This is a genomic window from Marivita sp. (genome assembly GCF_020055635.1).
Classification (GTDB): Bacteria; Pseudomonadota; Alphaproteobacteria; order Rhodobacterales; family Rhodobacteraceae; genus Marivita.
The window spans coordinates 44,642-69,393 of sequence record NZ_JAIPUT010000009.1; the positions used below are offsets into that span (position 1 = coordinate 44,642).

At 63.9% G+C, this 24,752-nt stretch carries 29 protein-coding genes and 1 pseudogene; 12 read left to right on the top strand and 18 right to left on the bottom strand.

The window, feature by feature from the left end:
- Positions 1–55 precede the first annotated feature (55 nt).
- Together LCF60_RS06770 and LCF60_RS06775 are read right to left on the bottom strand one after the other, a co-directional pair.
- Positions 56–250 carry a hypothetical protein gene (locus LCF60_RS06770; RefSeq protein WP_292290612.1) on the bottom strand — a complete coding sequence of 65 codons (195 nt, stop codon included), beginning with the start codon at positions 248–250 and terminating at the stop codon, positions 56–58.
- Between the two features lie 172 nt (positions 251–422).
- Positions 423–1,073, bottom strand: coding sequence for a sulfotransferase family 2 domain-containing protein (locus tag LCF60_RS06775; protein WP_292290711.1), 651 nt, complete (start codon positions 1,071–1,073; stop codon positions 423–425).
- Positions 1,074–1,177: 104 nt separating this feature from the next.
- On the opposite strand from LCF60_RS06775, the gene LCF60_RS06780 reads away from it, so the two are divergent.
- The 3 genes from LCF60_RS06780 (at position 1,178) to LCF60_RS06790 (ending at position 4,639) form a co-directional block, all read left to right on the top strand.
- Complete coding sequence (locus tag LCF60_RS06780; RefSeq protein WP_292290614.1) at positions 1,178–2,806, top strand: AMP-binding protein; 1,629 nt, start codon at positions 1,178–1,180, stop codon at positions 2,804–2,806.
- 60 nt (positions 2,807–2,866) lie between these two features.
- The gene (locus tag LCF60_RS06785) at positions 2,867–3,394 is read left to right on the top strand and encodes a GNAT family N-acetyltransferase (RefSeq protein ID WP_292290615.1); all 528 of its coding nucleotides are present in this window, start codon (positions 2,867–2,869) and stop codon (positions 3,392–3,394) included.
- Between the two features lie 219 nt (positions 3,395–3,613).
- Positions 3,614–4,639: a hypothetical protein gene (locus LCF60_RS06790; RefSeq protein WP_292290617.1), complete on the top strand. Its 1,026-nt coding sequence runs from the start codon at positions 3,614–3,616 to the stop codon at positions 4,637–4,639.
- Here the strand turns inward: LCF60_RS06790 and LCF60_RS06795 are convergent, their stop codons facing one another.
- The 6 genes and pseudogenes from LCF60_RS06795 to LCF60_RS06820 form a co-directional block, all read right to left on the bottom strand.
- Entirely contained in the window at positions 4,640–5,275 is a 636-nt protein-coding gene (locus tag LCF60_RS06795) for a hypothetical protein (RefSeq protein WP_292290618.1), read from the bottom strand.
- A gap of 58 nt (positions 5,276–5,333) precedes the next feature.
- Positions 5,334–5,966 carry a uracil phosphoribosyltransferase gene (gene upp, locus LCF60_RS06800; protein ID WP_292290620.1) on the bottom strand — a complete coding sequence of 211 codons (633 nt, stop codon included), beginning with the start codon at positions 5,964–5,966 and terminating at the stop codon, positions 5,334–5,336.
- Positions 5,963–6,940 carry an adenosine deaminase gene (locus tag LCF60_RS06805; protein ID WP_292290713.1) on the bottom strand — a complete coding sequence of 326 codons (978 nt, stop codon included), beginning with the start codon at positions 6,938–6,940 and terminating at the stop codon, positions 5,963–5,965. The genes upp and LCF60_RS06805 overlap by 4 nt, the downstream gene beginning before the upstream one ends.
- A 62-nt stretch (positions 6,941–7,002) precedes the next feature.
- Positions 7,003–8,211, bottom strand: coding sequence for a phosphopentomutase (locus LCF60_RS06810; protein ID WP_292290621.1), 1,209 nt, complete (start codon positions 8,209–8,211; stop codon positions 7,003–7,005).
- Entirely contained in the window at positions 8,208–9,500 is a 1,293-nt protein-coding gene (locus LCF60_RS06815; protein ID WP_292290623.1) for a thymidine phosphorylase, read from the bottom strand. Before LCF60_RS06815 ends, LCF60_RS06810 begins: the two co-directional genes overlap by 4 nt.
- Positions 9,500–9,898 (bottom strand): annotated as a pseudogene (locus LCF60_RS06820) (cytidine deaminase); the annotation flags it as partial. The gene LCF60_RS06815 and the pseudogene LCF60_RS06820, both read right to left, overlap by 1 nt.
- A 112-nt stretch (positions 9,899–10,010) precedes the next feature.
- Here LCF60_RS06820 and LCF60_RS06825 point away from each other — a divergent pair.
- Together LCF60_RS06825 and LCF60_RS06830 are read left to right on the top strand one after the other, a co-directional pair.
- On the top strand, positions 10,011–10,211 hold the full coding sequence (locus tag LCF60_RS06825) for a DUF3072 domain-containing protein (RefSeq protein ID WP_292290625.1): 201 nt from the start codon (positions 10,011–10,013) through the stop codon (positions 10,209–10,211).
- 79 nt (positions 10,212–10,290) lie between these two features.
- Positions 10,291–12,570 (top strand): NADP-dependent malic enzyme, encoded by a 2,280-nt coding sequence (locus LCF60_RS06830; RefSeq protein WP_292290627.1) that lies wholly within the window; start codon positions 10,291–10,293, stop codon positions 12,568–12,570.
- 78 nt (positions 12,571–12,648) lie between these two features.
- Here LCF60_RS06830 and LCF60_RS06835 read toward each other — a convergent pair whose 3' ends face one another.
- The 3 genes from LCF60_RS06835 to LCF60_RS06845 are packed head-to-tail and all read right to left on the bottom strand — an operon-like array spanning position 12,649 to position 15,238.
- Positions 12,649–14,163, bottom strand: a complete 1,515-nt coding sequence (locus LCF60_RS06835; protein WP_292290628.1) for a cryptochrome/photolyase family protein — start codon at positions 14,161–14,163, stop codon at positions 12,649–12,651.
- Complete coding sequence (locus LCF60_RS06840) at positions 14,157–14,822, bottom strand: SDR family NAD(P)-dependent oxidoreductase (protein WP_292290630.1); 666 nt, start codon at positions 14,820–14,822, stop codon at positions 14,157–14,159. Before LCF60_RS06840 ends, LCF60_RS06835 begins: the two co-directional genes overlap by 7 nt.
- Positions 14,823–14,863: 41 nt before the next feature.
- A complete protein-coding gene (locus LCF60_RS06845; protein ID WP_292290631.1) occupies positions 14,864–15,238 on the bottom strand; it encodes a hypothetical protein in 375 nt (124 codons plus the stop codon).
- 63 nt (positions 15,239–15,301) lie between these two features.
- Here LCF60_RS06845 and LCF60_RS06850 point away from each other — a divergent pair, with 63 nt between their 5' ends.
- Positions 15,302–16,066: an alpha/beta fold hydrolase gene (locus LCF60_RS06850; protein ID WP_292290715.1), complete on the top strand. Its 765-nt coding sequence runs from the start codon at positions 15,302–15,304 to the stop codon at positions 16,064–16,066.
- On the opposite strand, the gene LCF60_RS06855 is transcribed toward LCF60_RS06850, so the two are convergent.
- Positions 16,060–16,479, bottom strand: coding sequence for a hypothetical protein (locus LCF60_RS06855; protein WP_363318399.1), 420 nt, complete (start codon positions 16,477–16,479; stop codon positions 16,060–16,062). The genes LCF60_RS06850 and LCF60_RS06855 overlap by 7 nt on opposite strands.
- Positions 16,480–16,581: 102 nt before the next feature.
- Between LCF60_RS06855 and lepA the strand changes: the two genes are divergently transcribed.
- From lepA to LCF60_RS06880, 5 genes are all read left to right on the top strand, one after another.
- Positions 16,582–18,384: a translation elongation factor 4 gene (gene lepA / locus LCF60_RS06860; protein WP_292290632.1), complete on the top strand. Its 1,803-nt coding sequence runs from the start codon at positions 16,582–16,584 to the stop codon at positions 18,382–18,384.
- Positions 18,385–18,548: 164 nt separating this feature from the next.
- Entirely contained in the window at positions 18,549–19,214 is a 666-nt protein-coding gene (locus tag LCF60_RS06865; RefSeq protein WP_292290633.1) for a hypothetical protein, read from the top strand.
- Positions 19,215–19,326: 112 nt separating this feature from the next.
- Positions 19,327–19,638, top strand: coding sequence for a TraR/DksA family transcriptional regulator (locus tag LCF60_RS06870; RefSeq protein WP_292290634.1), 312 nt, complete (start codon positions 19,327–19,329; stop codon positions 19,636–19,638).
- 212 nt (positions 19,639–19,850) lie between these two features.
- Entirely contained in the window at positions 19,851–20,153 is a 303-nt protein-coding gene (locus LCF60_RS06875) for a DUF6455 family protein (protein ID WP_292290636.1), read from the top strand.
- A gap of 68 nt (positions 20,154–20,221) precedes the next feature.
- Positions 20,222–20,404 (top strand): CTP synthetase, encoded by a 183-nt coding sequence (locus LCF60_RS06880; protein WP_292290638.1) that lies wholly within the window; start codon positions 20,222–20,224, stop codon positions 20,402–20,404.
- Here the strand turns inward: LCF60_RS06880 and LCF60_RS06885 are convergent.
- Positions 20,395–20,859 carry a low molecular weight protein-tyrosine-phosphatase gene (locus LCF60_RS06885; RefSeq protein WP_292290640.1) on the bottom strand — a complete coding sequence of 155 codons (465 nt, stop codon included), beginning with the start codon at positions 20,857–20,859 and terminating at the stop codon, positions 20,395–20,397. The genes LCF60_RS06880 and LCF60_RS06885 overlap by 10 nt on opposite strands.
- Positions 20,860–20,903: 44 nt before the next feature.
- On the opposite strand from LCF60_RS06885, the gene LCF60_RS06890 reads away from it, so the two are divergent.
- Complete coding sequence (locus LCF60_RS06890; protein ID WP_292290641.1) at positions 20,904–21,599, top strand: NAD-dependent deacylase; 696 nt, start codon at positions 20,904–20,906, stop codon at positions 21,597–21,599.
- A gap of 5 nt (positions 21,600–21,604) precedes the next feature.
- Here LCF60_RS06890 and LCF60_RS06895 read toward each other — a convergent pair whose 3' ends face one another.
- The 5 genes from LCF60_RS06895 to LCF60_RS06915 form a co-directional block, all read right to left on the bottom strand.
- Positions 21,605–22,087, bottom strand: coding sequence for a copper chaperone PCu(A)C (locus tag LCF60_RS06895; protein WP_292290642.1), 483 nt, complete (start codon positions 22,085–22,087; stop codon positions 21,605–21,607).
- 39 nt (positions 22,088–22,126) lie between these two features.
- Positions 22,127–22,483 (bottom strand): hypothetical protein, encoded by a 357-nt coding sequence (locus LCF60_RS06900; RefSeq protein WP_292290643.1) that lies wholly within the window; start codon positions 22,481–22,483, stop codon positions 22,127–22,129.
- Positions 22,484–22,578: 95 nt separating this feature from the next.
- The gene (rpmB, locus tag LCF60_RS06905; RefSeq protein WP_292290644.1) at positions 22,579–22,869 is read right to left on the bottom strand and encodes a 50S ribosomal protein L28; all 291 of its coding nucleotides are present in this window, start codon (positions 22,867–22,869) and stop codon (positions 22,579–22,581) included.
- A gap of 246 nt (positions 22,870–23,115) precedes the next feature.
- Positions 23,116–24,108 carry a methylmalonyl Co-A mutase-associated GTPase MeaB gene (meaB, locus tag LCF60_RS06910; RefSeq protein ID WP_292290645.1) on the bottom strand — a complete coding sequence of 331 codons (993 nt, stop codon included), beginning with the start codon at positions 24,106–24,108 and terminating at the stop codon, positions 23,116–23,118.
- A 63-nt stretch (positions 24,109–24,171) separates the two neighbouring features.
- Positions 24,172–24,723: a hemerythrin domain-containing protein gene (locus LCF60_RS06915; protein ID WP_292290646.1), complete on the bottom strand. Its 552-nt coding sequence runs from the start codon at positions 24,721–24,723 to the stop codon at positions 24,172–24,174.
- Between the last annotated feature and the right edge of the window lie 29 nt (positions 24,724–24,752).

Below are 24,752 nucleotides of genomic sequence, written 5' to 3' on the forward strand. Positions count from 1 at the left end.
GTTCGGACGCCGCCCGCCCTTGCGCGGGCGGTTTTCGGTCTGGCGCCGGTCGGGGTTACTCTGCCCGCAGCGTCGCGAAGCGGTCCAGCCTGTCGATCTGCGGTGCCATCGTGCACCATTCATCCTCGACCGCGACCCAATGGGCGTCGCGGGATTCGGCATGGACGATGATGCGGCCCGGTTCCATCGTGATCTCGGGCACCATGATCATGTTGAGGAACAAGGCGAGGGCTTCGGTCGTCAGACACATGGGAAAACTCCTTTTTCAAGTGTCCTCCCTTTTGACAATGTCCGCCTCTGACGTGCGGTGTTGTCACGCTAACCCGCAGGGGACCAAAAATATCCCGACGCCGTGCTGCAGCGCAGCAATTTACGGACATTTCGCTGTCTTATTCAGCGAACCTTGCCTGTCCGCATAATTTTCAGGCATCAAACCGATAGCCAAACCGCGCGATGTCGGCTGCGCACATCTCGGCCACCGCCTTTGCCGATCGGTCGCAATAGGCCGTGCGGTAGTCCGCGGGCCGGTTCGAGGCATTGGCGCGCGGCAGGGTCAGCGTGAACCCCAGGTGTTTTTCCACCGGAGCAAGATCCTCTTGCAGTGCTTCGAGGCGCACGAAGGCCGCGGCGCGGTCCCGACCATTGGCGTCGGTGACATGGCGGCCATAAGGAAAGGCGCGCAGGCTTGCGCTGGTCTCGGGGTGCAGGACGAACGCGTCGAAGGACCGGGCTTTCGCCAGTCTGACCGCCGGATGGTCGAACCGCTGGTGCCGCAGCCAGTGATAGTAGCTGACCATCCGATCCCACGGGTTGCGCACCATGGTGAAGACGAAAAGTCCATCCAGATCCTCGGGGCTGACAATGCCGTCGATATCGGCCAGCGTGCTGTGTTTCCAAAGCCGGCCCCGGGGTTTCAGGGCGGTCAGACGGCGCTTGCGCTTGATGGCTTTCGGCGTGTCTCCGATCAGGATGTCGTCGCGATGCGCCCGCGCCTCGAGGGCCAGGGCCATCGAGGTTCCGCCCGTTTTCGGGATATGCACGAAGATGAAGGTCCGTCCGGGCGAGATGATCATGACCCAGAGGTGCCATCCGGGCCGGATCGGCGCAAGGATTTGCTTTTCCAAACGTCAATCGCTGCGCTATGTCCTTGGGATCAGGGGTTTATGGAGAGTGCATCATGGGTTGGATGCGGGATGAAACGGGTCTGGACAAACGCGCAGCGAACCATGTGCCCTTGACGCCGCTGTCGCATCTGCAACGCGCGGCAGAGGTGTTCCCGGACACGCTTGCCGTGGTGCATGGTCCGCATCGCAAGACCTACCGCGAATACCACGACAGGGTGACGCGGCTGGCGTCGGCGCTCGCGGCGATGGGGATCAGGCCGGGCGACGTCGTCGCAACGATCCTGCCCAACATTCCCGCGCAGGCCGAAGCGCATTTCGGCGTTCCCGCCTGTGGTGCGGTGCTCAACACCATCAACACGCGGCTGGATGTGGACACGATCGCCTATATCCTCGACCATGGCGAGGCGAAGGTGGTTCTGTGTGACCCGCAGTTCATGTCGGTTCTTGCCGAAGCCATGGAGCAGATGGAGGGCGCTGCCCCCGCCGTGATCGAGGTTGCCGACCCACATGAAGGTGTCAACGCAACCAGCGACTATCCGCAATATGAAGACGTGCTGGCCGCGGCCGATCCGGAGTTCGACTGGATCATGCCCCAGGATGAGTGGGAGAGCCTCGCGCTCAACTACACCTCGGGCACCACCGGGCGGCCCAAGGGGGTCGTCTACCACCATCGCGGCGCCTACCTGATGACGATGGGCACGGCGGTCAGTTGGGAAATGGCGCTGCGGCCGAAATACCTGACCATCGTGCCGCTGTTTCATTGCAACGGCTGGAACCACACCTGGATGATGCCGCTTCTGGGCGGCACGGTGGTGTGTTGCCGCGATATCTCGGCGCGGGCGATCTATAACGCGATCGCCGACGAGGGTGTCACGCATTTCGGCGGTGCGCCCATCATCCTGAACACAATCGTGAATTGCGACCCGAGCGAGCGGCGCGATTTTGACCATCTGGTGAAAGTCTACACCGCAGGCGCGCCGCCTGCCCCGGCGACGCTGGCCAAGATCGGCGATCTGGGCTTTCACGTGATGCAGGTCTACGGGCTGACCGAGACCTATGGCCATGTCACCGAATGTCTCTGGAACGGCGATGCCTGGGACGGGCTGGAGCAGGACGCCAAATCCGCCATCAAGGCGCGGCAGGGTGTTGCCTTTCCGATGATGGAAAAGATCGACGTTCTGGACTCCGAAGGCGCGCCGGTGCCGCGTGATGGCACCACGCAGGGCGAGATCGTCATTCGCGGCAATGCGGTGATGAAGGGCTACCTCAAGAACCCCAAGGCCACTGAAGAGGCGTTTGCCGGCGGGCATTTCCATTCCGGCGACATCGCGGTGATGCATCCCGACGGCCATGTGCAGATCGCCGACCGCGCCAAGGACATCATCATCTCGGGCGGCGAGAACATTTCCTCGGTCGAGGTCGAAGGCTGCCTGATGGCCCATGACGCGGTGCTGCTCTGTGCCGTCGTGGCCAAGCCGGACGACACCTGGGGCGAAGTGCCCTGCGCCTTTGTCGAGCTGAAGGGCAACCACAGCGCCACCGAGGAAGAGCTGATCGCCTTTGCCCGGTCGCGGCTGGCGGGGTTCAAGACACCCAAGAAGGTGGTGTTCGAGGAACTGCCCAAGACCTCGACCGGCAAGATCCAGAAGTTCCAGCTGCGCGAGCGGGCCAAGGCGCTTTGATGCTGAACATATTGCGACGGTCCGTCGCCAAAAAAACTTTGCGATTTTCAGGGTATTTTTATGAAAAACATCGAGATCGAACTCTGCCAAAGTTTGCCACCCCGAGAAGAGCTCAACGGCATTCTGTCTCAGTATTATGAGCTGATCGTGCACCGCATGCGAGGCATGGGCTTTGATATCCCTCTTGCCGCTCCGAAGAGCGCACTTGCAGAATTTTGGGCCAATTCGGGCGACTACTTGCCGCCCAAGGGCTGCCTCGTGATCGCGCGAAACAAGACCGGTGGCATCGTCGGATGCGGTATGTTGAAACGCCTCGATCAACAGACAGGAGAATTGAAACGGGTCTTTGTCATCGAAGACGCAAGGGGCACCGGCACCGGCAGAGCCTTGATCGAAGCGCGGGAAAACGCGGCGCGCAACATGGGGTTGAAGCGCCTGATAGCAGACACGCTCACGCCCAATGTCGAGATGCGAGATCTTTATCCCAAGCTTGGCTTTGTGGAACTGGATGAGCCCGTGGAAACGACGACATACAACGATCAACCGATGCTGCGCCCGTATCTGCACTATTTTTCGAAAGACCTTTGAGGCGTTATCATCCAGAAACCTGTGCCGTGCGACGATTGCTCTTGAGCGGGACACCATCGGCAGCAAAGCTCCGCAGAGCCACCCCTCATCCGCAAGACCACGCCACAAACGGGTCGAGATCCGGCCGTCGATGTGCAGGCGTATCCCCCCTCTGCCGCATTGCGCGAAACTCCGCGCGGGTGTACCCTTGCCTGCAATCAACGAGGCAGAGCAGCCCGCATGACCGCGCTGAAGGAATTTCAACGGCTGGAGGCCGAAGCTGTCTGGCGTGCGACGCCCGCGGACCAGCGAAAGGATGTGATCGTGTCGCTGGGCGATGCGTCGCTGACGATCCTCGATCTGCGGGAAAACGTGCTGGCGCATTGGTCGGTGGCCGCCGTGGCGCGCGCCAACAAGGGGCAGATGCCCGCGATCTATCATCCCGATGGCGATCCGGGCGAAACGCTCGAATTCGGCGAGGACAGCGCCCAGATGATCGACGCGATCGAGCGTATCCGCTCGGCCATCGACAGGAGCCGCGCCAAGCCCGGCAAGCTTCGGGTGTGGATCACAACCTTCATCGCGGCTTTGGTCGTGGGCTTTGTCGTGTTCTGGCTGCCGGATGCGCTTTTGCGGCATACGGTGCAGGTGGTCCCGGCCGTCAAGCGCATCGAGATCGGCGACGCGCTTCTGGCGCGGATCACCCGGATTTCCGGTCAGCCCTGCATGACGCGCGATGCGCAGGAACCGCTGCGACGGCTGGCTTCGCGGGTGCTTGGCCCGGCGCAACGCGGCGCGCTTGTGGTGCTGCCCGGCGGTGTTGCGGAAACCGCGCATCTGCCCGGCGGGCGCATCCTGCTGAACCGCGCGATGATCGAAGACCCCGAAGAGCCCGACGTGACCGCAGGCTATATCCTGGTGGAGCGGTTGCGCGCTTTGTCTCAGGATCCGCTTGAGGAACTGCTGATCCAGACCGGGCTGTGGTCGAGCCTGCGGCTTTTGACGACCGGACAACTGGCCGAGGACGATCTGGACCGCTACAGCGAATATCTTCTGTCGCGGGAGCCTGTTCCGCTTGCGAACGAGGTGGTGCTGGCGGGGTTCGAAACCGCCAATCTGCGCAGCACGCCTTATGCCTATGCCATTGACATCACGGGCGAAACGTCCCTTCCCCTGATCGAGGCCGACCCGGTCAGCGGCACCGACACGCGGCCGGTTCTGAGCGATGCGGACTGGGTGCGGTTGCAGGGCATCTGCGGTGAGTGATCAGTGACCGAGGCCCTTGCCGCGCCCGACGATCACCGGTTCCTGGATCTCTTGCGGCTCTGACAGAAGACGACGCGGCACGGTGTTGCTCCAGATCTGCTGCGTCGCGCGGTGGCCCTGGCGGGTCATGTGCGCACGGTGCGGGTTGAGGCGGTCGTCCTCCCAGGCGGGTTCGTAGCCTTTCGGCAGCGGCGGCAGCGTGTCGCCATTCTGTTTGTAGACATGTTCCGGCACGATACGCGGTTCGCGACGCACGGGCTGAGCCGGGGCGGCTTTCGGGCTGTATTTCCGAACCTGAACGCGGCGATCGGGTACGGACGGCACCACCCGTTGCGGCGTGCTGACGACCGGCGCCGGCGCCTGTGCCACGGTGGCCGGGGGCTGCGCAAGGCTGGGTTGCTGTCCGCAGATCAACTGACGGTCACGGGACACGCGCGGCACCCAGGTCACCGCCCCGTCGACCCCCGCCCGGACATAGACGCAGCCCCGACTGTCGACATATTGACGCCCCTCGAAGCTTGCCGGCGGGGTTTCCGCCGGTGGCCCGACCGATCGCAGGTTCTGCGCGGTGGCGTCAGACGATGCGGCAAGCACCGCGACCAGCACGGCCACGGCTTTGAAGATATGTCCGGTCATGGCTCTGTCCCCACAGATGTGTCCCAAGACTGCCTGTCAGGTCATTGAGTGTAAAGGGCTACTTCGTGCCGAACATCCGGTCGCCCGCGTCACCCAGGCCGGGCACGATATAGCCGTTCTCGTTCAGACGCTCGTCAAGGGACGCGGTGACGATGGGCACGTCGGGATGTGCCTCCTTCATGCGGGCGACGCCTTCGGGGGCGGCAAGCAGGCAGAGGAAGATGATGTTCTTGGCGCCTGCCTCCTTGAGCAGGTCGATCGCGGCCGCCGAACTGTTGCCGGTGGCGAGCATCGGATCGACGACAATCGTAATGCGATCCTCGAGTTGCGACGGGACCTTGAAGTAATACTGCACCGGCTTGAGTGTGGCCTCGTCGCGGTAGAGACCGACAAACCCCACCCGCGCCGCCGGGATCAGGTCGAGGATGCCGTCGAGCAGCCCGTTGCCCGCGCGCAGGATCGAGATCAGGGCAAGCTTCTTGCCGTCGATCACCGGGGCGTCCATCTCGCACATCGGGGTTTCGATGCGCTTGGTGGTGAGCGGCAGGTTGCGTGTCACCTCGTAGGCCAGCAAGTGGCTGATTTCGCGCAGCAATTGGCGGAACGACTTGGTCGAGGTGTCTATTTCGCGCATCAGGCTCAGCTTGTGCTGCACCAGCGGGTGGTCGACGATGGTCAGGTGTTGGGTCATGTGCGCTCCAGTCGTTTCAGGACACGGGCCCGGGTGTCCTCGTCGCAGAAGGCCGCGCGGGCGGCGGTGTCGTTTATCTCGGCGAAAACAGCCTCGTCCCAGCCAAAGCTGCGGGCAAGCTTGAGGTATTCGTCGCGCATCGTGGTATGAAAGAAGGGCGGATCGTCGGTCGAGACCGTGACCTTCACCCCGCGTTGCCGCAGCTTTTCAATGGGGTGCGCGGCAAGGTTCGGGTAGACGTTCAGGTTCACGTTGGAACCCGGACAAATCTCGAGGGTAATTTCGTTTTCCACAAGCTCGTCCACAAGCGCCAGATCGTTGATTGCATGGACGCCGTGGCCGATGCGTTCGACCTTCAGGTCCTCGACAGCATCCCGCACCGATTGCGCACCGCCCCATTCACCCGCATGCGCGGTCAGGCGCAATCCGGCTTCACGTGCCATGTCAAAGCTGTAAGCAAAGTCCCTGGGTTTGCCCTTCATCTCGTCCCCGGCAATGCCGAAGCCGACGATCCAGTCACCCGCGGTTTCAGCAGCACAAAGCGCCGAGGCCTTGGCTTTGTCAGGGCCGAAATGGCGGATGCATGTGACGATGCCGCGCAGGATGATGCCGGTGTCGCGTTCGGCCTCAATGGCGGCGTCGCGGATGGCGTGCAGGTATTCGCGCCATGCGCCCACATCGCCACCGCCGCAAAAATCCGGCGACAGGAAGGTTTCGGAATAGACCACGTCATTTGCGGCGCTTTCTTCAAGCACCGCCTTGGTCAGGCGCGCGTAATCCTCGGGTGTCTTGAGCACGCTTGTCGCGGCTTCGTAGACGCTCAGGAAATGCACGAAATCGCGGAAGGCATAGCTGCCATCGGCTTTGAACACGCCGTTGAGGTTGACAGATTTGTCCTTGGCGAGCCCCCGGATGAAGGCAGGCGGCGCCGCGCCTTCGTGATGCAGATGCAGTTCGACCTTGGGCAGGCGCATGATGCGGTCAAGCTGTTCTTCGTCCATGCCGCGGCGCATGCGTTCGCGCTGTTCTTCATCCATCACAGGAAACTCCGCCCCGATCCTCTTGGCTCAACACGCAGATGCGCGGCGATGCTGGCAGCCACGTCCACAAATCCGACATGGCCAATTTCGCCCGTGCCGGCCCCGGCAATCAGCACGGGCACGCGTTCGCGGGTGTGGTCCGTGCCGATCCACGTCGGGTCGTTGCCATGATCGGCGGTGATGAGCAACAGGTCATCGGGTTTGAGGCGCGGCAGCAGCCTGCCCAACGCGCCGTCGAACCATTCCAGCGCGCCTGCATAGCCGGACACATCGCGGCGGTGGCCGTACTTGCTGTCGAATTCGACGAAATTGGCAAAGATCAGAGCCCCGTCTGGGGCGGTGTCGATCTGATGCGCGAGGAGATCCATCAGCCTGGCATCGGCGCCCTTGTGAACCTCGTCGATCCCCGCCATCGAAAAGATGTCGCCGATCTTGCCAATACCGACAACGCGTTGGCCGGCCTCCTGCACCCAGTTGGTGAGCACGGGTCGGGGCGGCGCGATGGCATAGTCGCGGCGATTGGTGGTGCGTTCGAACCGGCCCTCCTGTCCGACAAAGGGCCGCGCGATCACCCGCCCGATCTTGCGGTCATGGCACATCGGCGCGAGGTCCTGGCAGAGCTTGAGCAGACGGTCGAGGCCAAACGCCTCTTCATGGGCGGCGATCTGGACGACGCTGTCGGCAGAGGTGTAGCAGATCGGTTTGCCGCTGCGCAGATGCTCGGCCCCGAAGGTTTCGATCACCTTGATCCCGTTGCTGTGGCAATTTCCAAGAATGCCATCCGTGCCCGCGAGGGCGCAGATCCGGTCGGTGATCTCGGGCGGGAAGGACGGCACAGTGTCCGGAAGATAGGTCCAGTCCCACGGCACCGGCAGGCCCGCGAGTTCCCAATGACCCGAGGGCGTATCCTTGCCTCTGGAGATCTCGGTCGCGGCACCCCAAAGCCCGGTGGGTGATGCATCAAGGCCCGGTGCGGTTTCGCCACATGCCAGTTCGACGGCCCGGCCCAGGCCCAGCGCGTCGAGTGTCGGCAGGCGCAAGGGTCCGCTGCGCCCGTTCTCGGCGCGGCCTGCCGCGCAGGCCTGGGCGATGTGCAGAACGGTGTTGGCCCCGGTGTCGGCTGTGCCGTCATTGAAGAAAAGATCGGCGTCCGGCGCGCCGCCGATGCCGACGGAATCCATGACGACAAGGAAAGCGCGGCTCATGTGATCTGCTCCAGAACCAGCTTGGGCGCGGTTGCAGGCCCGTCGCCCAGAGTGATCGCGGCGCGCACCGCGTTTTCGGCCGCGTCGGCCTGCCCTTCGCGGGCGGCATGGATGCGGGCCAGCGGTTGGCCTTTGGTGATGGTGTCCCCGATGGAGACCACATCGCCGAGCCCCACGGCGGGATCGACCACGTCGGATTCCACCTGTCGCCCGCCGCCCAGCGACACGACGGTCAGGCCCAGCGCTTCTCCGTCAATGGCGGTGACGGTGCCGGAGGCAGGCGCGGTCACTTCGCGGATCACCGGCGCTTCGGGCAGGAAACGCACCCAGTCCTCGACGAAATGCACCGGGCCGCCCATCGCGTAGACCATCGCCCCGAATTTCTCGGCTGCGGCGCCGCTGCTGATGGCGGTGCGGATCTTTGCGGGTCCGTCACCGAGCCCGGCCTGGTCCAGCAAGACCCCCCCCAGCGCAACCGTCAAGTCGAGGAGCCGCCCGGACGCCGCCCCGGTCAGGACGCGCATCACGTCGACCACTTCAAGCGCGTTGCCGAGGCTGGGGGCCAGGGGTTGCGACATGTCGGTGATCAGCGCGGATGTCGGACAGCCGGTGGCGTTCGCCGTATCGACCAGCGCGCGGGCCAGCGCACGGGCGCTGTCTGCGGATTTCATGAAGGCACCCGAGCCGCATTTGACGTCGAGCACCAGCCCTTCGAGCCCTGCCGCCAGTTTCTTGGACAGGATCGAGGCGGTGATCAGGTCAAGGCTTTCGACTGTCGCGGTCACGTCGCGGATCGCGTACAGCCGCTTGTCGGCGGGGGCGATATCGGCGCTGGCGCTGACAATGGCGCAGCCAACCTTGGCCACCACCTGGCGGAACTGGTCTTCGGTCAGCGTGGTGCGGAAACCGGGAATGGCCTCGAGCTTGTCGAGCGTCCCCCCGGTATGGCCCAAGCCCCGCCCCGAGATCATCGGCACGTAGACGCCGCAGGCTGCCAGAGCGGGTGCAAGGATCAGGCTGACGCAATCGCCGACGCCGCCGGTCGAATGCTTGTCCAGTACCGGCGCGTCGAGATCCCAGCGCAGGACCTTGCCACTGTCGCGCATGGCGGCTGTAAACGCGGCGCGGCCGCTGTCGCCCAGCCCGGTCAGGCAGACCCCCATCGCAAAGGCCCCGGCCTGCGCATCGGTGACTGAGCCATCGGCAAGCCCCTGCGCGAACCACGAAAGCGACTCGGCATCCGGCGTGCCGCCCTTGCGCAGCGTGGCGATGATGGCCCTTGCATCCATCAGCTTTTATCCATGTGGCCTGCGTCGAACGCGCCGGGCAGCAGATCGCCCACCGTCGTCTTGAACTCGGTGCCGTCCAGTGTCGCGAGTGTCACCGGCACATCCTTGGCCGCGAACTCGGCCAGTTTCTGGCGGCAACCGCCACAGGGTGGCACGGGTGACGGGCTGTCGGCGATCACGTAGGCTTCGGTGATGACGGTCGCGCCCGCCGCCACCATCGCGGCAATCGCGCCGGCTTCGGCACAGGTGCCTTCGGGATAGGCCACGTTCTCGACATTGCAGCCGCTGAAGACGGTGCCGTCGGCGGCGCGCAGGGCCGCACCCACCTTGAACCGCGAATAAGGCGCATAGGCGTTTTCCCGAACCGCGTGCGCTGCGTCCTTCAATTCCATCTCTGTCCCGCCCCATTGTTGTGACCTGCATGATTGCGAGGCCGCGACGCCGAATGCAAGGGCTCGCGGGAACCTCTTGGCGTGTCGTCGCGTTCCGCCTCAAACCAAGGAGTACAACATGCCGATGCGAAACAGCATTGCGCTTGATCCATCGCTTGGATTGGGCCCCGACCCGGAAGAAGAGATGACCGAAGTACAGGCGGTCGAGCTGCGCGAGTTGACCAGCGAGGCGGACGAGCCCTTCGATGCCAGCCTGACGCGCCGCCAGGCCGAACGCCGGATCGCGCATCTTAAAGAATATCTGAATTCAGCTTCGTGAACGAGCGCTGCCCCGGCGCTCTTTCCCTCCGCACCGTTGTGGTTTACCCCTAAACCAAACACGTGCGGGGGGAATTTTCATGTCGGACGGCACCAACGAGTCACTGCGCCAGGCGGCGCTGTTCTATCACGAGCATCCCAAGCCGGGTAAGCTTGAAATCCGCGCCACCAAGCCGCTTGCCAACGGGCGTGACCTGTCCCGCGCCTACAGTCCCGGCGTGGCCGAAGCCTGTCTCGAGATCAAGGCCGATGCGACCAACGCGGCGCGCTACACCGCCAAGGGCAACCTTGTTGCGGTGGTCACCAACGGCACCGCCGTCCTCGGGCTTGGCAATATCGGCGCGCTGGCCTCCAAGCCGGTGATGGAGGGCAAGGCGGTCCTGTTCAAGAAATTCGCCAATATCGACTGTTTCGATATCGAGGTTAACGAGAGCGACCCCGAAAAGCTGGCCGATATCGTCTGCGCGCTAGAGCCGACCTTCGGCGCGATCAACCTCGAAGACATCAAGGCCCCCGATTGTTTCATCGTCGAAAAGCTATGCCGCGAGCGGATGAACATCCCGGTCTTTCACGACGACCAGCACGGCACCGCCATCGTGGTGGGTGCGGCCGCGACCAATGCGCTGCACGTGGCGGGCAAGGCGTTCGAGGACATCAAGATCGTGTCCACGGGCGGCGGGGCTGCGGGCATCGCCTGCCTGAACATGTTGGTCAAGCTGGGCGTGAAGCGCGAAAACATCTGGCTCTGCGACATTCACGGGCTGGTCTATGAAGGCCGGGCCGAGGACATGAACCCGCAAAAGGCGGCCTTTGCGCAGAACAGCGACCTGCGCGGCCTGGATGACGTGATCGACGGGGCGGACCTGTTCCTTGGCCTGAGCGGCCCCAAGGTGCTGAAGCCCGAGATGGTTGCGCGGATGGCGGATCGCCCGATCATCTTTGCGCTGGCCAACCCGACGCCGGAGATCCTGCCCGACGAGGTGCGCGAGGTGGCACCGGGTGCGATCATGGCGACGGGACGCAGCGATTTTCCCAACCAGGTCAACAACGTGCTGTGTTTCCCGTTCATCTTTCGCGGCGCATTGGACGTCGGCGCGACCGAGATCAATGACGACATGCAAATCGCCTGCGTCGAGGGCATCGCCAAGCTGGCCCGCGCCACCACAAGCGCAGAGGCGGCGGCGGCCTATCATGGCGAACAGCTCACCTTCGGGTCGGAATACCTGATCCCGAAACCCTTCGATCCGCGGCTGTCCGGCGTGGTTTCGACCGCCGTGGCCAAGGCCGCGATGGAATCGGGTGTCGCGCTCCGGCCGCTCGACGACCTGGCGGCCTACAAGGCCAAGCTGGATGCAAGCGTCTACAAGTCCGCGCTGCTCATGCGGCCGGTGTTCCAGGCGGCCGCCACCGGCGCACGTCGAATCGTCTTTGCCGAGGGCGAGGACGAGCGGGTGTTGCGGGCCGCGCAAGCCATTCTCGAGGAAACCACCGAGACCCCGATCCTGATCGGCCGTCCTGACGTGATCGCCACGCGCTGCGAGCGGTTGGGTCTGGAGATCCGTCCTGAACGCGACTTCACGCTGGTGAACCCGGAAAACGACCCCCGCTACCGCGACTACTGGGAGACCTACCACAAGATCATGGCGCGGCGCGGCGTGACGCCCGATCTTGCCCGCGCGATCATGCGCACCAACACCACCGCGATCGGCGCGGTCATGGTACATCGCGGCGAGGCAGACAGCCTGATCTGCGGCACCTTCGGCGAATTCCGCTGGCACCTGAACTATGTCACGCAGGTTTTGGGCACAGCCGAGCACACTCCGCATGGCGCGCTGAGCATGATGATCCTCGAAGACGGGCCGCTTTTCATTGCCGACACGCATGTGCGGTCCCTCCCGACGCCCGAGGAACTGGCCCAGACGGCGATCGGCGCGGCGCGGCATGTGCGGCGCTTCGGTCTCGCGCCGAGCATCGCCTTCTGTTCGCAATCGCAGTTCGGCAACCAGGAGGAAGGCTCGGGCAAACGGCTGCGCGAGGCGATTGCGCTGCTCGACGCGGAACCGCGCGATTTCTGCTACGAGGGCGAGATGAACGTCGATGCGGCGCTCGATCCGGACCTGCGCGAACGCACCCTGCCCGGCAACCGGATGGCCGGCACCGCAAACGTGCTGATCTTCGGGCACGCCGACGCGGCCTCGGCGGTGCGCAACATCCTCAAGATGCGGGCGGGCGGGCTCGAGGTGGGGCCGATCCTGATGGGCATGAGCAACCGCGCGCATGTGGTCACACCGGGCATCACGCCGCGCGGCTTGCTGAACATGGCGGCGATCGCCGGAACGCCGGTTGCGCATTACGGGTAAACGAGGCGTCGACGCCTCGTGATTTCGGGTTGACCCGAAACGGGTCGATCCACCGCTGGGCCGGGTTGACAGGAGACCTCAGTTCAACCCGTCAAGAAACGCCTCGGCTTCGGACAGGATCGTGTCCTTGCGGTCCTGATCCATCCGTTTCCAATTGGCATAGATCTGGTTCATGCGGTTGTTCCCGCTGAACCTTTCGGCGTGCCGATCCAGGAAATGCCAGTACAGCAGGTTGAACGGACAGGCATCCTTGCCGGTCTTGTCATTGACCTTGTAGCGGCAGGATTTGCAGTAATCCGACATCCGGTTGATATAGGCGCCGGACGACACGTAGGGCTTGGAGGCGATGATCCCGCCATCGGCGAACTGGCTCATGCCCACGGTGTTCGGGGCCTCCACCCATTCATATGCGTCGATGTAGACGCGCAGATACCAGTCATGCACCTCGTAAGGGTCGATGCCGGCCAGGAGCGCGAAATTGCCCGTCACCATCAGGCGTTGGATGTGGTGGGCGTAAGCCTCTTCCTTGGTCTGGGTGATCGCCTTGGCGAGACAGTTCATGTCCGTCTCGCCGGTCCAGTAGAACCACGGCAGCTTGCGCTGGTGGTTCAGCGCATTGCGGCGGGGGTAGTCCGGGCCTTCGCGGAAATAGATGCGGCGCACGTATTCGCGCCAGCCGATGATCTGGCGGATGAAGCCTTCGACGGCGTTGAGCGGCGCGTGGCCGTCCCGGTACGCCTCTTCGGCGGCTCGGCAGACCTCCATCGGGTCGAGCAGCCCGACATTCAGGTAAGGCGAGATCAGCGCGTGGTAGAGAAAGCGGTTGTCGTTGAGCATCGCGTCCTGGTAATCGCCGAACCGCGGCAGCGCGTAGGTGACAAAATGCGTCAGCGCGCGCCGGGCCTGTTCCTGATCGGTGCCGAAATGGAAGGGGCGCAGCGTTCCGAAGGAATTGCCGAAGCGTGCCTGCACAAGGTCGAGCACCTCGTTGACCGTATCGTCGGGCGTGAACTGCATCGGGCCGAAAAAGGCGATGTCATCGGGCGCGGGCTTGCGGTTCTCGGCATCGTAATTCCACTTGCCGCCCTCGGGGTCGTCGCCATCCATCAAGAGCCCGGTCTTGCGGCGCATGTCGCGGTAGAAATACTCCATCCGCAGCGCCTTGCGGCCCTCGGCCCAAGCGTCGAATTCCTCCTGCGTGCTGACGAACCGGGTGTCGGGTTTCATGCTCAGCTTGAGCGGCATGTCCTCCAGCGCGCCGATCAAGCGCCATTCGCCGGGTTGCGTCGCGATCACCTCGGTTGCGCCGGTGTCATTGGCCCGGCGCAGCAGCTCGCCGGGGATGGAGCCTGCGTTTTCGGCGTCATCGAGTTTCGTGTAGCGGACGTCCCAGCCATCGTCCTGAAGACGGGCCGCGAATTTGCGCATCGCGGAAAAGATGAAGGCGATCTTCTTGGGATGATGCTGGACATAGGTCGCTTCTTCGGAAACCTCGGCCATCACGACCACGTCCGATGTCTTGTCGGCCGCTTCAAGCGCGGACATGGTGTCGGTCAATTGATCGCCGAGGACGAGAACGAGGCGGCTCACCACGGCACCTCCTTGCCCTGCCAGTCGTAGAACTTGCCAGTGTCCCCGGATGTCAGGTCATCCAGAACCGAGAGCAGGTTTTCCGCCGCTTCGCTGGCCGGAACGGACGGATTATGGCCGACATATTTCTCGGTGAACGGCGTCTCGACCGTGCCGGGATGCAGCGCCACGCAGATCAGGTCCTTATGTGTGCGCCCAAGCTCGACAGCCGCGCCGTGCAACATCTGGTTCAGCGCCGCCTTGGAGGTGCGATAGCTGTACCAGCCTCCCAGCCGGTTGTCGCCGATCGACCCGACGCGCGCCGACAATGCCGCAAAGACCGCCCGCCCGGTGCGGGGCAGCAACCGCATCGAATGTTTCAGGACAAGCGACGGACCGACCGTGTTCAGCTTGAACTGGTCGATCATCGCCTCGGCGGAGACATGGCGCAGGGTCTTTTCCGGTTTGGCCCCGTTGATCTCCAAGGCGCCGGTGGCGACGAACACCAGATCGAAGGGGCCGTCCAGGGCGCCAAGCGCCTCCGACACACTGGCCTCGTCCGTCACGTCGAGCCCGTCGCCGCTGCGCGAAAGGCCGGTCACGGCCACGCCGCGGGCGGTCAGGGCCTGTGTCAGCGCCGTGCCGATGCCGCCGCTCGAACCGATGATGAGTGCCTTGTTCATGACGCGGTCATCTAGGGTGCCGGGTCACCGGGTCAACGGCGTCAGATCAGTCCGCGCCAGCGCAGGACGACGAGGAGCAATGTCATCGCGGCAAGGAAGTTGAAGGCCATGCTGCCGAGGATCGACAAGGCCATCCCCTTGCGGCGGTCGGCGACATCGATGGCGCGCAGGTGAACGGCGGCCCGGTCATAAGAACTCTTGATCGTGTTGGCGTCCAGACGCACCGCCAATTTGGGATTGCTGGCGATCTTCTCGGCCTCGGCCACGGTGGCGATGTCGTTGCGCACTCCCGAGGGCAGACGCCGCCCGGCCCTGGCCACACGTCGGGCCAGCGACCCGCGCTTGAGGCCCAGTCGCTGGGCCATGAGCGTGCGAAGCTGATCCGCCTGGGTCCGTATCATCTCGACATGTTCCATGGCATGGGTGTAAGGCGCGCCACCCCCTTGCTCAAGCGGGTATCGGCGCTTTATGAGGCCAATATGCTGAACACATTGTTTACCCATTCGACCGGCACAGCCCCGCATCTTCTCATCGTTCACGGGCTGTACGGCTCGGGTCGCAACTGGGGAGTGATCGGCAAGCGCCTGTCGGATCGTGGTCCGGTCACGGCCGTCGACATGCGCAATCACGGAGACAGTTTCTGGTCCGACAGCCACGGCTATCCCGACATGGCCGACGATCTGGCCGAGGTGATCGCCGCGCAGGGTGGCCCGATGGACGTGCTGGGGCATTCGATGGGTGGCAAGGCGGCGATGGTGCTGGCACTGACCCGGCCCGAACTTGTGAACCGGCTGATCGTGGCGGATATCGCGCCGGTTGCATACGGACATTCGCAGATCCAGTTCATCGAGGCGATGCGCGCGGTGGACCTGTCTCGGGTCGAGAAGCGCTCGGATGCCGTCGAACAGCTAGCCGCGACGGTTCCGGACCCGACATTGCAGGCGTTCTTCACCCAGTCGCTGGACCTGAAGGCGAAACGCTGGAAGCTGAACCTCGAGGCGCTGACCGAAGAAATGCCGAAGATCCTCGGCTTTCCCGAGATCGCGGGGAGTTTCGACAAACCCACGCTGTTCCTGTCCGGCGCGGAATCCGATTACATCGCGGCAGACCATCGCCCGGCCATCAAGCGCCTGTTCCCCAAGGCCCGGTTTGCAAAAATCCCCGGCGCGGGTCATTGGTTGCATGCCGAAAGGCCGCGCGAGTTCGAAGCGTCCGTGCGGGCGTTTCTCGACCTGTCTCAGTAGCCGCGGCAGGATTGTTCGGAGCGCGCGGCAAAGACCTTGTAGCGTTCCCAGAACGCATCGTCCGACGGGCTTTTCGACATCCAGACATCATGCGCGCGCTGCGGGTCTTCAAAGAACCGCGACGCCCGGCGCTGATCCGAGCCGGACAGGGACTGATTGGCGACCGTCTGGATGCAACCGCACAGCCGCGACGTGCGCGCCTTTCGGTCCGAGGACAAGCAGGCCCGGCTGATCGGGCCGGAGGAAAACCGCGTGACTACGCCGCTGTCGCCCCGATCCAAACGGTTGCCGCCACATCCTGCGACCAATGCCAATGCCAGTAGTGATGCCAGAAATCTCATGCTGCCTGCTCGCTTGTCATCGTCCCGCGTCCGGGTCTTGCGCCCGGCATCGTCGGTCTGTGCCTTATGCAAGGATGCCCGAAACGCGCGACGTTTTCAAATCACCTTTTGTCAAAGCCGCAAGCCGCGTCACGCCACCTTGACCAGACCTCAAAACCGCATCATATCCCGCGCATGACAGAGCTTTCGCATATCCGCAATTTCTCCATCGTTGCCCATATCGACCACGGGAAATCCACCCTGGCCGACCGGCTGATCCAATCGACGAACACCGTCACGGAACGGGAGATGAAGGAACAGCTTCTCGATTCGATGGATATCGAGCGCGAGCGCGGCATCACGATCAAGGCCAACACGGTCCGGATCGAATACAAGGCCGAGGATGGCGAGACCTATATTCTGAACCTGATCGACACGCCCGGACACGTGGATTTCGCCTACGAGGTGTCGCGGTCGATGCGCGCGGTCGAGGGCTCGCTGCTGGTGGTGGACGCCACACAAGGCGTCGAGGCGCAGACGCTGGCGAACGTCTATACCGCGATCGATGCGGATCACGAGATCGTGCCGGTTCTCAACAAGATCGACCTGCCCGCATCGGAACCCGAGCGGGTGAAGGAACAGATCGAGGACGTGATCGGCATCGACGCGTCAGAGGCTCTGGAGATTTCAGCCAAGACCGGCATCGGCATCCCGGCCGTGCTGGAGGCCATCGTCAAGCGCCTGCCGCCGCCCCATGAAGGCGATGCGGGCAAGCCGCTCAAGGCGATGCTGGTGGACAGCAAATACGACCCCTATCTGGGCGTCGTGGTGATCGTGCGCGTCATCGACGGGGTGCTGAAAAAGGGCCAGCGCATCAAGATGATGAAGACCGGCGGCACCTATGACATCGACCGCGTCGGCGTATATCGCCCGGCGATGCAGGCGGTGGACACGCTTGGCCCCGGCGAGATCGGCTATATCACCGCGCAGATCAAGCAGGTCAGCGACACCCGTGTCGGCGATACGATCACGACCGAGAAGAAGGGCTGCGAGGCTCCCCTGCCCGGCTTCAAACCGTCGATCCCGGTGGTGTTCTGCGGACTGTTCCCGGTCGATGCCAACGATTTCGAGGACATGCGCGGCGCGATCGAAAAACTCGCGCTGAACGATGCGTCCTTCACATCCGAGATGGAAACCTCGGCCGCGCTTGGCTTCGGGTTCCGCTGCGGGTTCCTTGGCCTGCTGCACCTCGAAGTGGTGCGCGACCGGCTGGAGCGCGAATACGATATCGACCTGATCACCACGGCACCGTCGGTGATCTATCACATCTACACGCGCGACGGCGAGATGCTTGAACTGCACAACCCCGCCGACATGCCCGATCCGTCCACCATCGACCATATCGAGGAGCCGCGCATCAAGGCATCGATCCTCGTGCCGGACGAATATCTGGGTGACGTTCTCAAGCTGTGCCAGGACCGGCGCGGTGAACAGCTGGACCTGACCTATGTCGGCAACCGCGCGATGGTGGTCTATGACCTGCCGCTGAACGAGGTGGTGTTCGATTTCTACGACCGGCTGAAATCGGTGACCAAGGGCTATGCGTCGTTCGATTACCAGATGATCGGGTATCGCGAAGACAACCTGGTCAAGATGCAGATCCTCGTGAACGACGAACCGGTCGATGCGCTTTCCACGATGGTGCACCGCGACCGGGCGGAAACCCGCGGGCGGGCAATGTGTGAAAAGCTCAAGGACCTGATCCCGCGCCACATGTTCAAGATCCCCATTCAGGCGGCCATCGGCGGCAAGGTCATCGCCCGCGAGACCCTCGCCGCGCTGCGCAAGGACGTGACGGCGAAATGCTATGGCGGCGACGCGACCCGGAAGAAGAAGCTTCTGGAAAAGCAGAAAGCCGGCAAGAAGAAGATGCGCCAGTTCGGCAAGGTCGACATCCCGCAGGAAGCGTTCATCTCTGCATTGAAGATGGACAGCTGAACCCGTCTTTCCGGGCGTAGGGTGCGTGCTTGCACGCACCCTACGGCGCCATGCGGAGGTGCGCGGTCTGTTGCCGGTCCACCGGAACGTGATCGCGCCGCCCTGACATCGGGCCCCGGTTTGGCGTAAGCTGCCTGAAAAACACCCGAGCAGGACCACCACTCATGCGATCGATTCTCCTGGCTGCCCTTGTGCTGGCCGCGCCGTCCGTGCAGGCCGATGTCTGCGATTTCCGCCCCAGCGTGCTTGCCGGCAAGGCCGGAAAGGCGGCCAAGTCCACCGCCGGGACGATTGGCGCCGTCACCGCCGAAGGGGTGCGGGCGATGGGGGCCTACACGCTGGAAAACCCGGTCTCGGGTGTCAGCATGATCGGCAGCGGCGTCAGCAGCGCGGCGGCGGCGGGCGGCAGCATCGCTTCGGGGGCCGGCGGAGCGGTCGGCACGGCGACGGCGCTCGCCACGGCACCGGTGACCATCGCGGTTGCGGGTCTCACGGCGATGGCGCTGGGCGGCTATGAAGGCGCGTGCTATTTTCGCGCAGATCGGATCACCGACACGGACGAGATCCTGTATATCGTCAGCAACCTTGCCGCCAATTCCGACCCCACCCGCTTCAGCCTGATCGCGGCCGGATCGGGCTATGTCACGCTTCAGGGCCGGGATGCGATGGCGCGCACCGACAAGGTGCGGATCGCGTCGGCGGGTGTGGGTCCCTTCCTGTTCGACGTCGAGGATCTCTATATCGTCGACGGTGTGCTGATGCATCGCGACCTCGGGCGCAACACGGTGATCGGCAATATCGGCCTCGAGGTCGTGGAGGTATCGGAGTAACGGGCGGCACCGCCCGGTGCGCCTCTTTTTCCCACCGGCACTTTAATTTGACCGATATCAACGCGCAGTGCGTTGGTCCGGGACAGGATCAACCAAAGGAAGGGAGACCGTCATGGACCTGAACGACACCAAAGAGCTGCTTCTGAAGCGCCGGACCGAGTTGACCGGAGATCTGGCGAAGATCGAGGACAGCCTTGACGATCCGATGCCGAAGGATTGGGAAGACCGCGCCTCGGAGCGGCAGGGGGACGAAGTGCTCGAGGCGCTGGGCAATGCCGATCTTGACGAACTGCGCCGGATCGATGCGGCCCTGTCGCGGATCGAGAAGGGCACCTACGGCATCTGCGTGAAGTGCGGCGACCCGATCTCGGAGGAGCGGCTTCAGGCCGTGCCGACAACCCCGCTCTGCCGGAACTGTGCCTAGACGGCGCGGAGTCCATCCCCTGCGGACGCGCTCCCCTTCGGGACCGCGCCCCCTTCTTCTGCTGCCATCTGCCCAGACCGGAGCCGCCTTGGGGCTCGAAAACCGCGCGCCCTTTCAGGGTGTTGCGGTTTTTCTGCATTTTCGGTGATCCAAAGGCAGCATGCAGCCGTACACATTTATGTCAGGAAAAATTTACACTTTGGGAGGAGCAAGTGTCAGATTTTCTAGACTCCATGCGGGCCGATTTCGATGCCCGGCTGAGCGCACATGAAGGGATGCTGGCCCATCTGGGTCTGCATCCCTCCGGGGACGACGCCCCGTTCCTTTTGGACGAGTTGAAGGCGACGATGGTTGCCTGCGGGGCGTGTCACTGTCCGCGGACCTGCCTTGACTGGCAGGACCGGGACGAGGACGGGCCGCCACCGTGGTGCCACCGCCGCAAGACCTTCCTGACGCTCAAGGACGCCTGCAGGGCGCTCGAGGCGGAAAAAGCCCGACAGATCGCGGCGATTTGATCCGGGTCAAGGATTTGCGGTTTGTCCCGTGGCATGGATGAGCCAACCAAGACGCTATGGAGGCTCTGATGTTCCGACTTGCCAGTATCCTGTATTCCCTGATCGGCACAACGCTGGCCGGCACCGCCATGATCGCCGTATTGACCGCCGGGTTCGACACGCTGGTGCCCATCGTGGCCGCGGCCGCCATCGGCGCGGTCGTCGCGGTGCCGGTGACCTGGTACGTGACCAAGGCGATCTATCAGGCCTGAGCCGTCCCCGACGCGTCCAGCCAGTCCAGCAAACCGTCGGCGCAGCTTTCGATCAGCGTCAGCGCGCCGTCGAAATCCCGTGTGAAATACGGGTCGGGCACATGGGTGGCGCCACTGCCGGGCGCGAAATCGGTAAAAGCCCGCACTGCGGCCTCCGGGTTCAGACCGCGCAGGTCTGCGACATTGTCGTCATCCATCGCGATGATCAGGTCGAACGCGGCGAAGTCCTTTCGGCCCACCTGCCGGGCGCGCAGCGACGACAGGTCATAGCCTCGCGCACTGACCGCCGCCTGCATCGCGCCGTAGGGCGGCTTGCCGACATGCCAGTCACCGGTGCCCGCGCTGTCGAGCACCAGGTCGAGCCCCCGTTGCTGCGCCTTGGCGCGGGTGACCGCCTCGGCGGTGGGAGACCGGCAGATGTTGCCCAGACAGACAAAGAGGATACGGTAGGTCATGCAATGGACTTAGCCGTTCGCGGCGTTTCGGGAAAGGGCACGGGATGCGACAGGTGGACCGGATCGTGATTCTCACCGGGGCAGGCATATCGGCCGAAAGCGGGCTGGGCACCTTCCGCGACGAAGGCGGATTGTGGGCCCAGCACCGGATCGAGGACGTGGCGACCCCCGAGGGTTTTGCCCGCGACCCGGCGCGGGTGCACCGCTTCTACAATGCGCGGCGGGAGCAGGCGGCAAAAGCCACGCCCAATCCTGCGCATGACGCGCTGGCGCGGTTGCAGGCCGACTTTCGCGGCGAGGTGATGCTGGTCACGCAAAATGTCGACGGGCTGCATGAAAAGGCCGGTGCGACGGCGGTACACATGCACGGCGAACTGTCGCGGGCGCTTTGTGCTGCCTGTGCGCATCGCTGGGATGCGCCTTCGGAAATGTCCGTGACAGACACCTGCCCGAAATGCGGCATGACCGGCGCGCGGCCCGATGTCGTGTGGTTCGGAGAGATGCCCTATCACATGGAGCGGATCCTCGATGCGCTGCAAACCTGCGATCTCTTCGCCGCGATCGGCACGTCGGGGCAGGTCTATCCGGCTGCGGGATTCGTCGAGGAAGCGCGGCTGGCGGGGGCCGCGACGGTCGAATTGAACCTGGCGGACAGCGACATGACGCACGCCTTCGATGACCATGTCGCCGGGCCGGCCAGCAGGACGGTTCCCCTCTGGGTGGACCGCCTGCTGGCCTGACCGGGTCAGTTGCCCGCGGTGCCCTTCATGTCGCCGTGCGTCATGCCGCCGTGATCCTGACGCTCAAGATCGACGGGAACCTCGACCACGAGGTCACCCGCCTTTTCGAAGGTCAGCGTGAGGGTGACAGTCTCGCCCTGCTCCATCGGGTCCGTCAGACCCATGAGCATGACATGGGCGCCGCCGCGCTGCATCGCGATCGTGCCACCGGCGGGAAGCTCGAACCCTTCCTCGACATGCACCATGCGCATCACCCCGGCCTCGCCTTCAAGATGGGTGTGCAATTCGGTGCGGGCCGCCGCGTCGGAACTGGCGCCGATCAGCCTGTCGGCCGTGTCGTCGGTGTTGCGGATGACGAGGAACGCAGCGCCGGATTTGGCCATCGGCGAGGCGGCGCGCGCGTAGGCGTCCGCGATGGTGATCTCGGCATAGGCGGGTGCTGCGAGCGCAAGGGTGGTCGCCCCGGCGAAGAGAAACGTTTTGAACATTTTCGTGTCTTTCCATTTGAAATCAGTGGGATGTGAGTTTCAAACGGCCAATGGCGGCCCCCTCGCCTGGGCGTCGACCCGGATCTGGTCGGCGCTTTGAACACCGGGCTGCACGACCCAGACATCCTGCCACGAGTCGATCCGGCGGACATCGGAGACCTGTGACCAGACATCGGCGAAAAAGGCCATGGCGTAGTCCGGGCAGATCATCACGCCCCCGGTCGGGACACCATTCTGATCGACCAGGATATGCACAGGACCGGTGCCGGTGCAGATCACCATGGTGCCGGTCGCAGGAGGCTGGCCGCGTGCCGCAGCCAACTGGACGCTGGTGACGCCAATCACCAACGCGACCATCAGGACCGTGATCTGTCGCATCCAGAACCGCATGGTCATGACCTACCCGCCCCACATCCGGCAGCAAGGCGACAAAAGGAAACAGCCCCGCCGGGAAACCCCTGCGAGGCTGTCAAATTCGACATACGGAAGGCTTACGCCTGGGCGGTCTGCGCCTTAGCGATTTCCTTCTTCACCTTCAGCGCGGCGGCCGACAGTTCGGTGTCCTTTGCCTTGGCAAGGAACTTGTCAAGACCACCGCGGTGGTCGACGCTGCGCAGCGCGTGGGCGGAAATGCGCATCTTGATGCCACGGCCCAGCGTTTCGGACTGAAGCGTCACGTCGTTCAGGTTCGGCAGGAAACGCCGACGGGTCTTGTTGTTGGCATGGCTGACATTGTTGCCAGTCATCGGGCCTTTGCCGGTCAGTTCGCAAACACGCGACATGGGTTCATCCTCGTTTTATCAGAAGCGGAAGGACAGGCTCCCGCCAATATGAAAGGGCGCCGACTGACAGCGCCCGAAATCTCGTTGGCTGTCCTTAGAGGGATGCGGCATAGCCGTCAAGTCCGGTCCAGGCGAAACCACGCGCGAATCGCCATATATTTCGATTCCTGAAACCGGGAGGACCGTCACCTTTGCATGGCCGCAGGCCGGACAGGACGAAGAACCGCGCATGAGCGCATCCTGAGATCAGGAAATCGGGGATGTGCGGCCTTCAAGCTGGGCAAGCACGGCCTCGGCGGCCTGGCTGGGCGTCTGGCTTCCGGTCTCCACCTCTTGGGCCAGCGACTTGACCAGTCCCTTGAGCGGCTCCCGTTCGAGCCGGGCCAGCAGCGACTGCTTGAGTTCTGCCTCGAACCAGAATCGCGCCTGCCCGGCCCGGCGGGCCGCGAAATGGCCCTGTGCGCGGCGCCAGTCGGTCAGTGCCTGCATCTCGTCCCAGGCGGTTTGCAGGCCGGTATCCTCGAGCGCGGACACGGTCATCGCCTTGGGAAACCCCTGCGGATCCTGAGGACGCTTGCGCAGCAGGCGCAACGCGCCCGCGTAATCGGCACAGGTGCGGGTGGCGGTGGTCTTGAGGTCGCCATCGGCCTTGTTGACCAGGATGATGTCGGCCATCTCCATGATGCCGCGCTTGACGCCCTGCAATTCATCGCCGCCGGCCGGGGCCAGCAGCAGCAGGAACAGGTCCGACATTTCGGCCACCACGGTTTCCGACTGGCCGACGCCGACGGTTTCGATCAGCACCACGTCAAAGCCGGCAGCCTCGCACAGGTCGATCGCCTCACGGGTGCGGCGGGCGACGCCCCCCAGGTGCGATTGCGACGGCGAGGGCCGGATGAAGGCGTTGGGGTCGCGCGACAGCCGTTCCATGCGGGTCTTGTCACCCAGGATCGATCCGCCAGACCGCGCCGAACTGGGATCGACGGCAAGCACCGCCACCTTGAGCCCCTTGGCGGTCAGCATCAGCCCGAAGGTTTCGATGAAGGTGGATTTGCCCACCCCCGGCGTGCCGGACAATCCGATTCGCAACGCCTCGCGGTCGTGGCCCTTGAGCCTGTCGAACAGCGCCAGAGCCTCGGAGCGGTGGTCGGCGCGGCCACTTTCGACCAGCGTGATGGCCCGCGCGAGCGCGCGGCGTTCGCCGTTCAGAATGCGGCGGGCCAGGTCGTCGATGTCCATGCGCGGGGCTCCGGTGTGATGTGGCGGCAGATGTGCCACGGGCGCGCCTTGCAAGTAAAGCCGTCAGCCCAGCCCGGCAGGCCCGTGCTTGAGAATCACCGGCACCACCAGTTCTTCCTCGTCGATCAGGTGACGGTCGAGCATGGTCTGGAAATCAAGCAGGTCGGCGCGGAAGGGCCCCGGTTCGCCCTGCCCCTGGATCACTGCATTTGCCCCGTCGGCAAAGCGGTTGAGCAGCCCGTCCATGGCGTGGTGATCGGAATCGAGCAGTCCGAACCCCTTCTTCAGCACCGGTTCCCGCGCGCTGAGCACCGGAAAGTAGTGGTGGTCCTCGATCTGGTGGTGCCCGTGCAGGTTCTGGAGCAGCATCGAGCCGTAGCGCGACAGCTTGGCGGCATGGGTCTGCGGATCGATCTTGCGATCAATCGCCTCTTCGGCATCGGTGATGAGCGCGGTCATCAGGCGCCGGAACATCAGGTGCCGGTCGAGCCAGAAGGCCACGAGCCCCGCGAAATTGTCGTGATCAGGCCAGGTGTCGCGCGGATACTCTTGCAAGAGCACGCGGAGCGCATCGGGCAGCCCGTTGCGGGTGTCGAGTTTCAGGTCATCGTTCATGGGCACCTCCTGCGTGGGAGGAGGTGCAG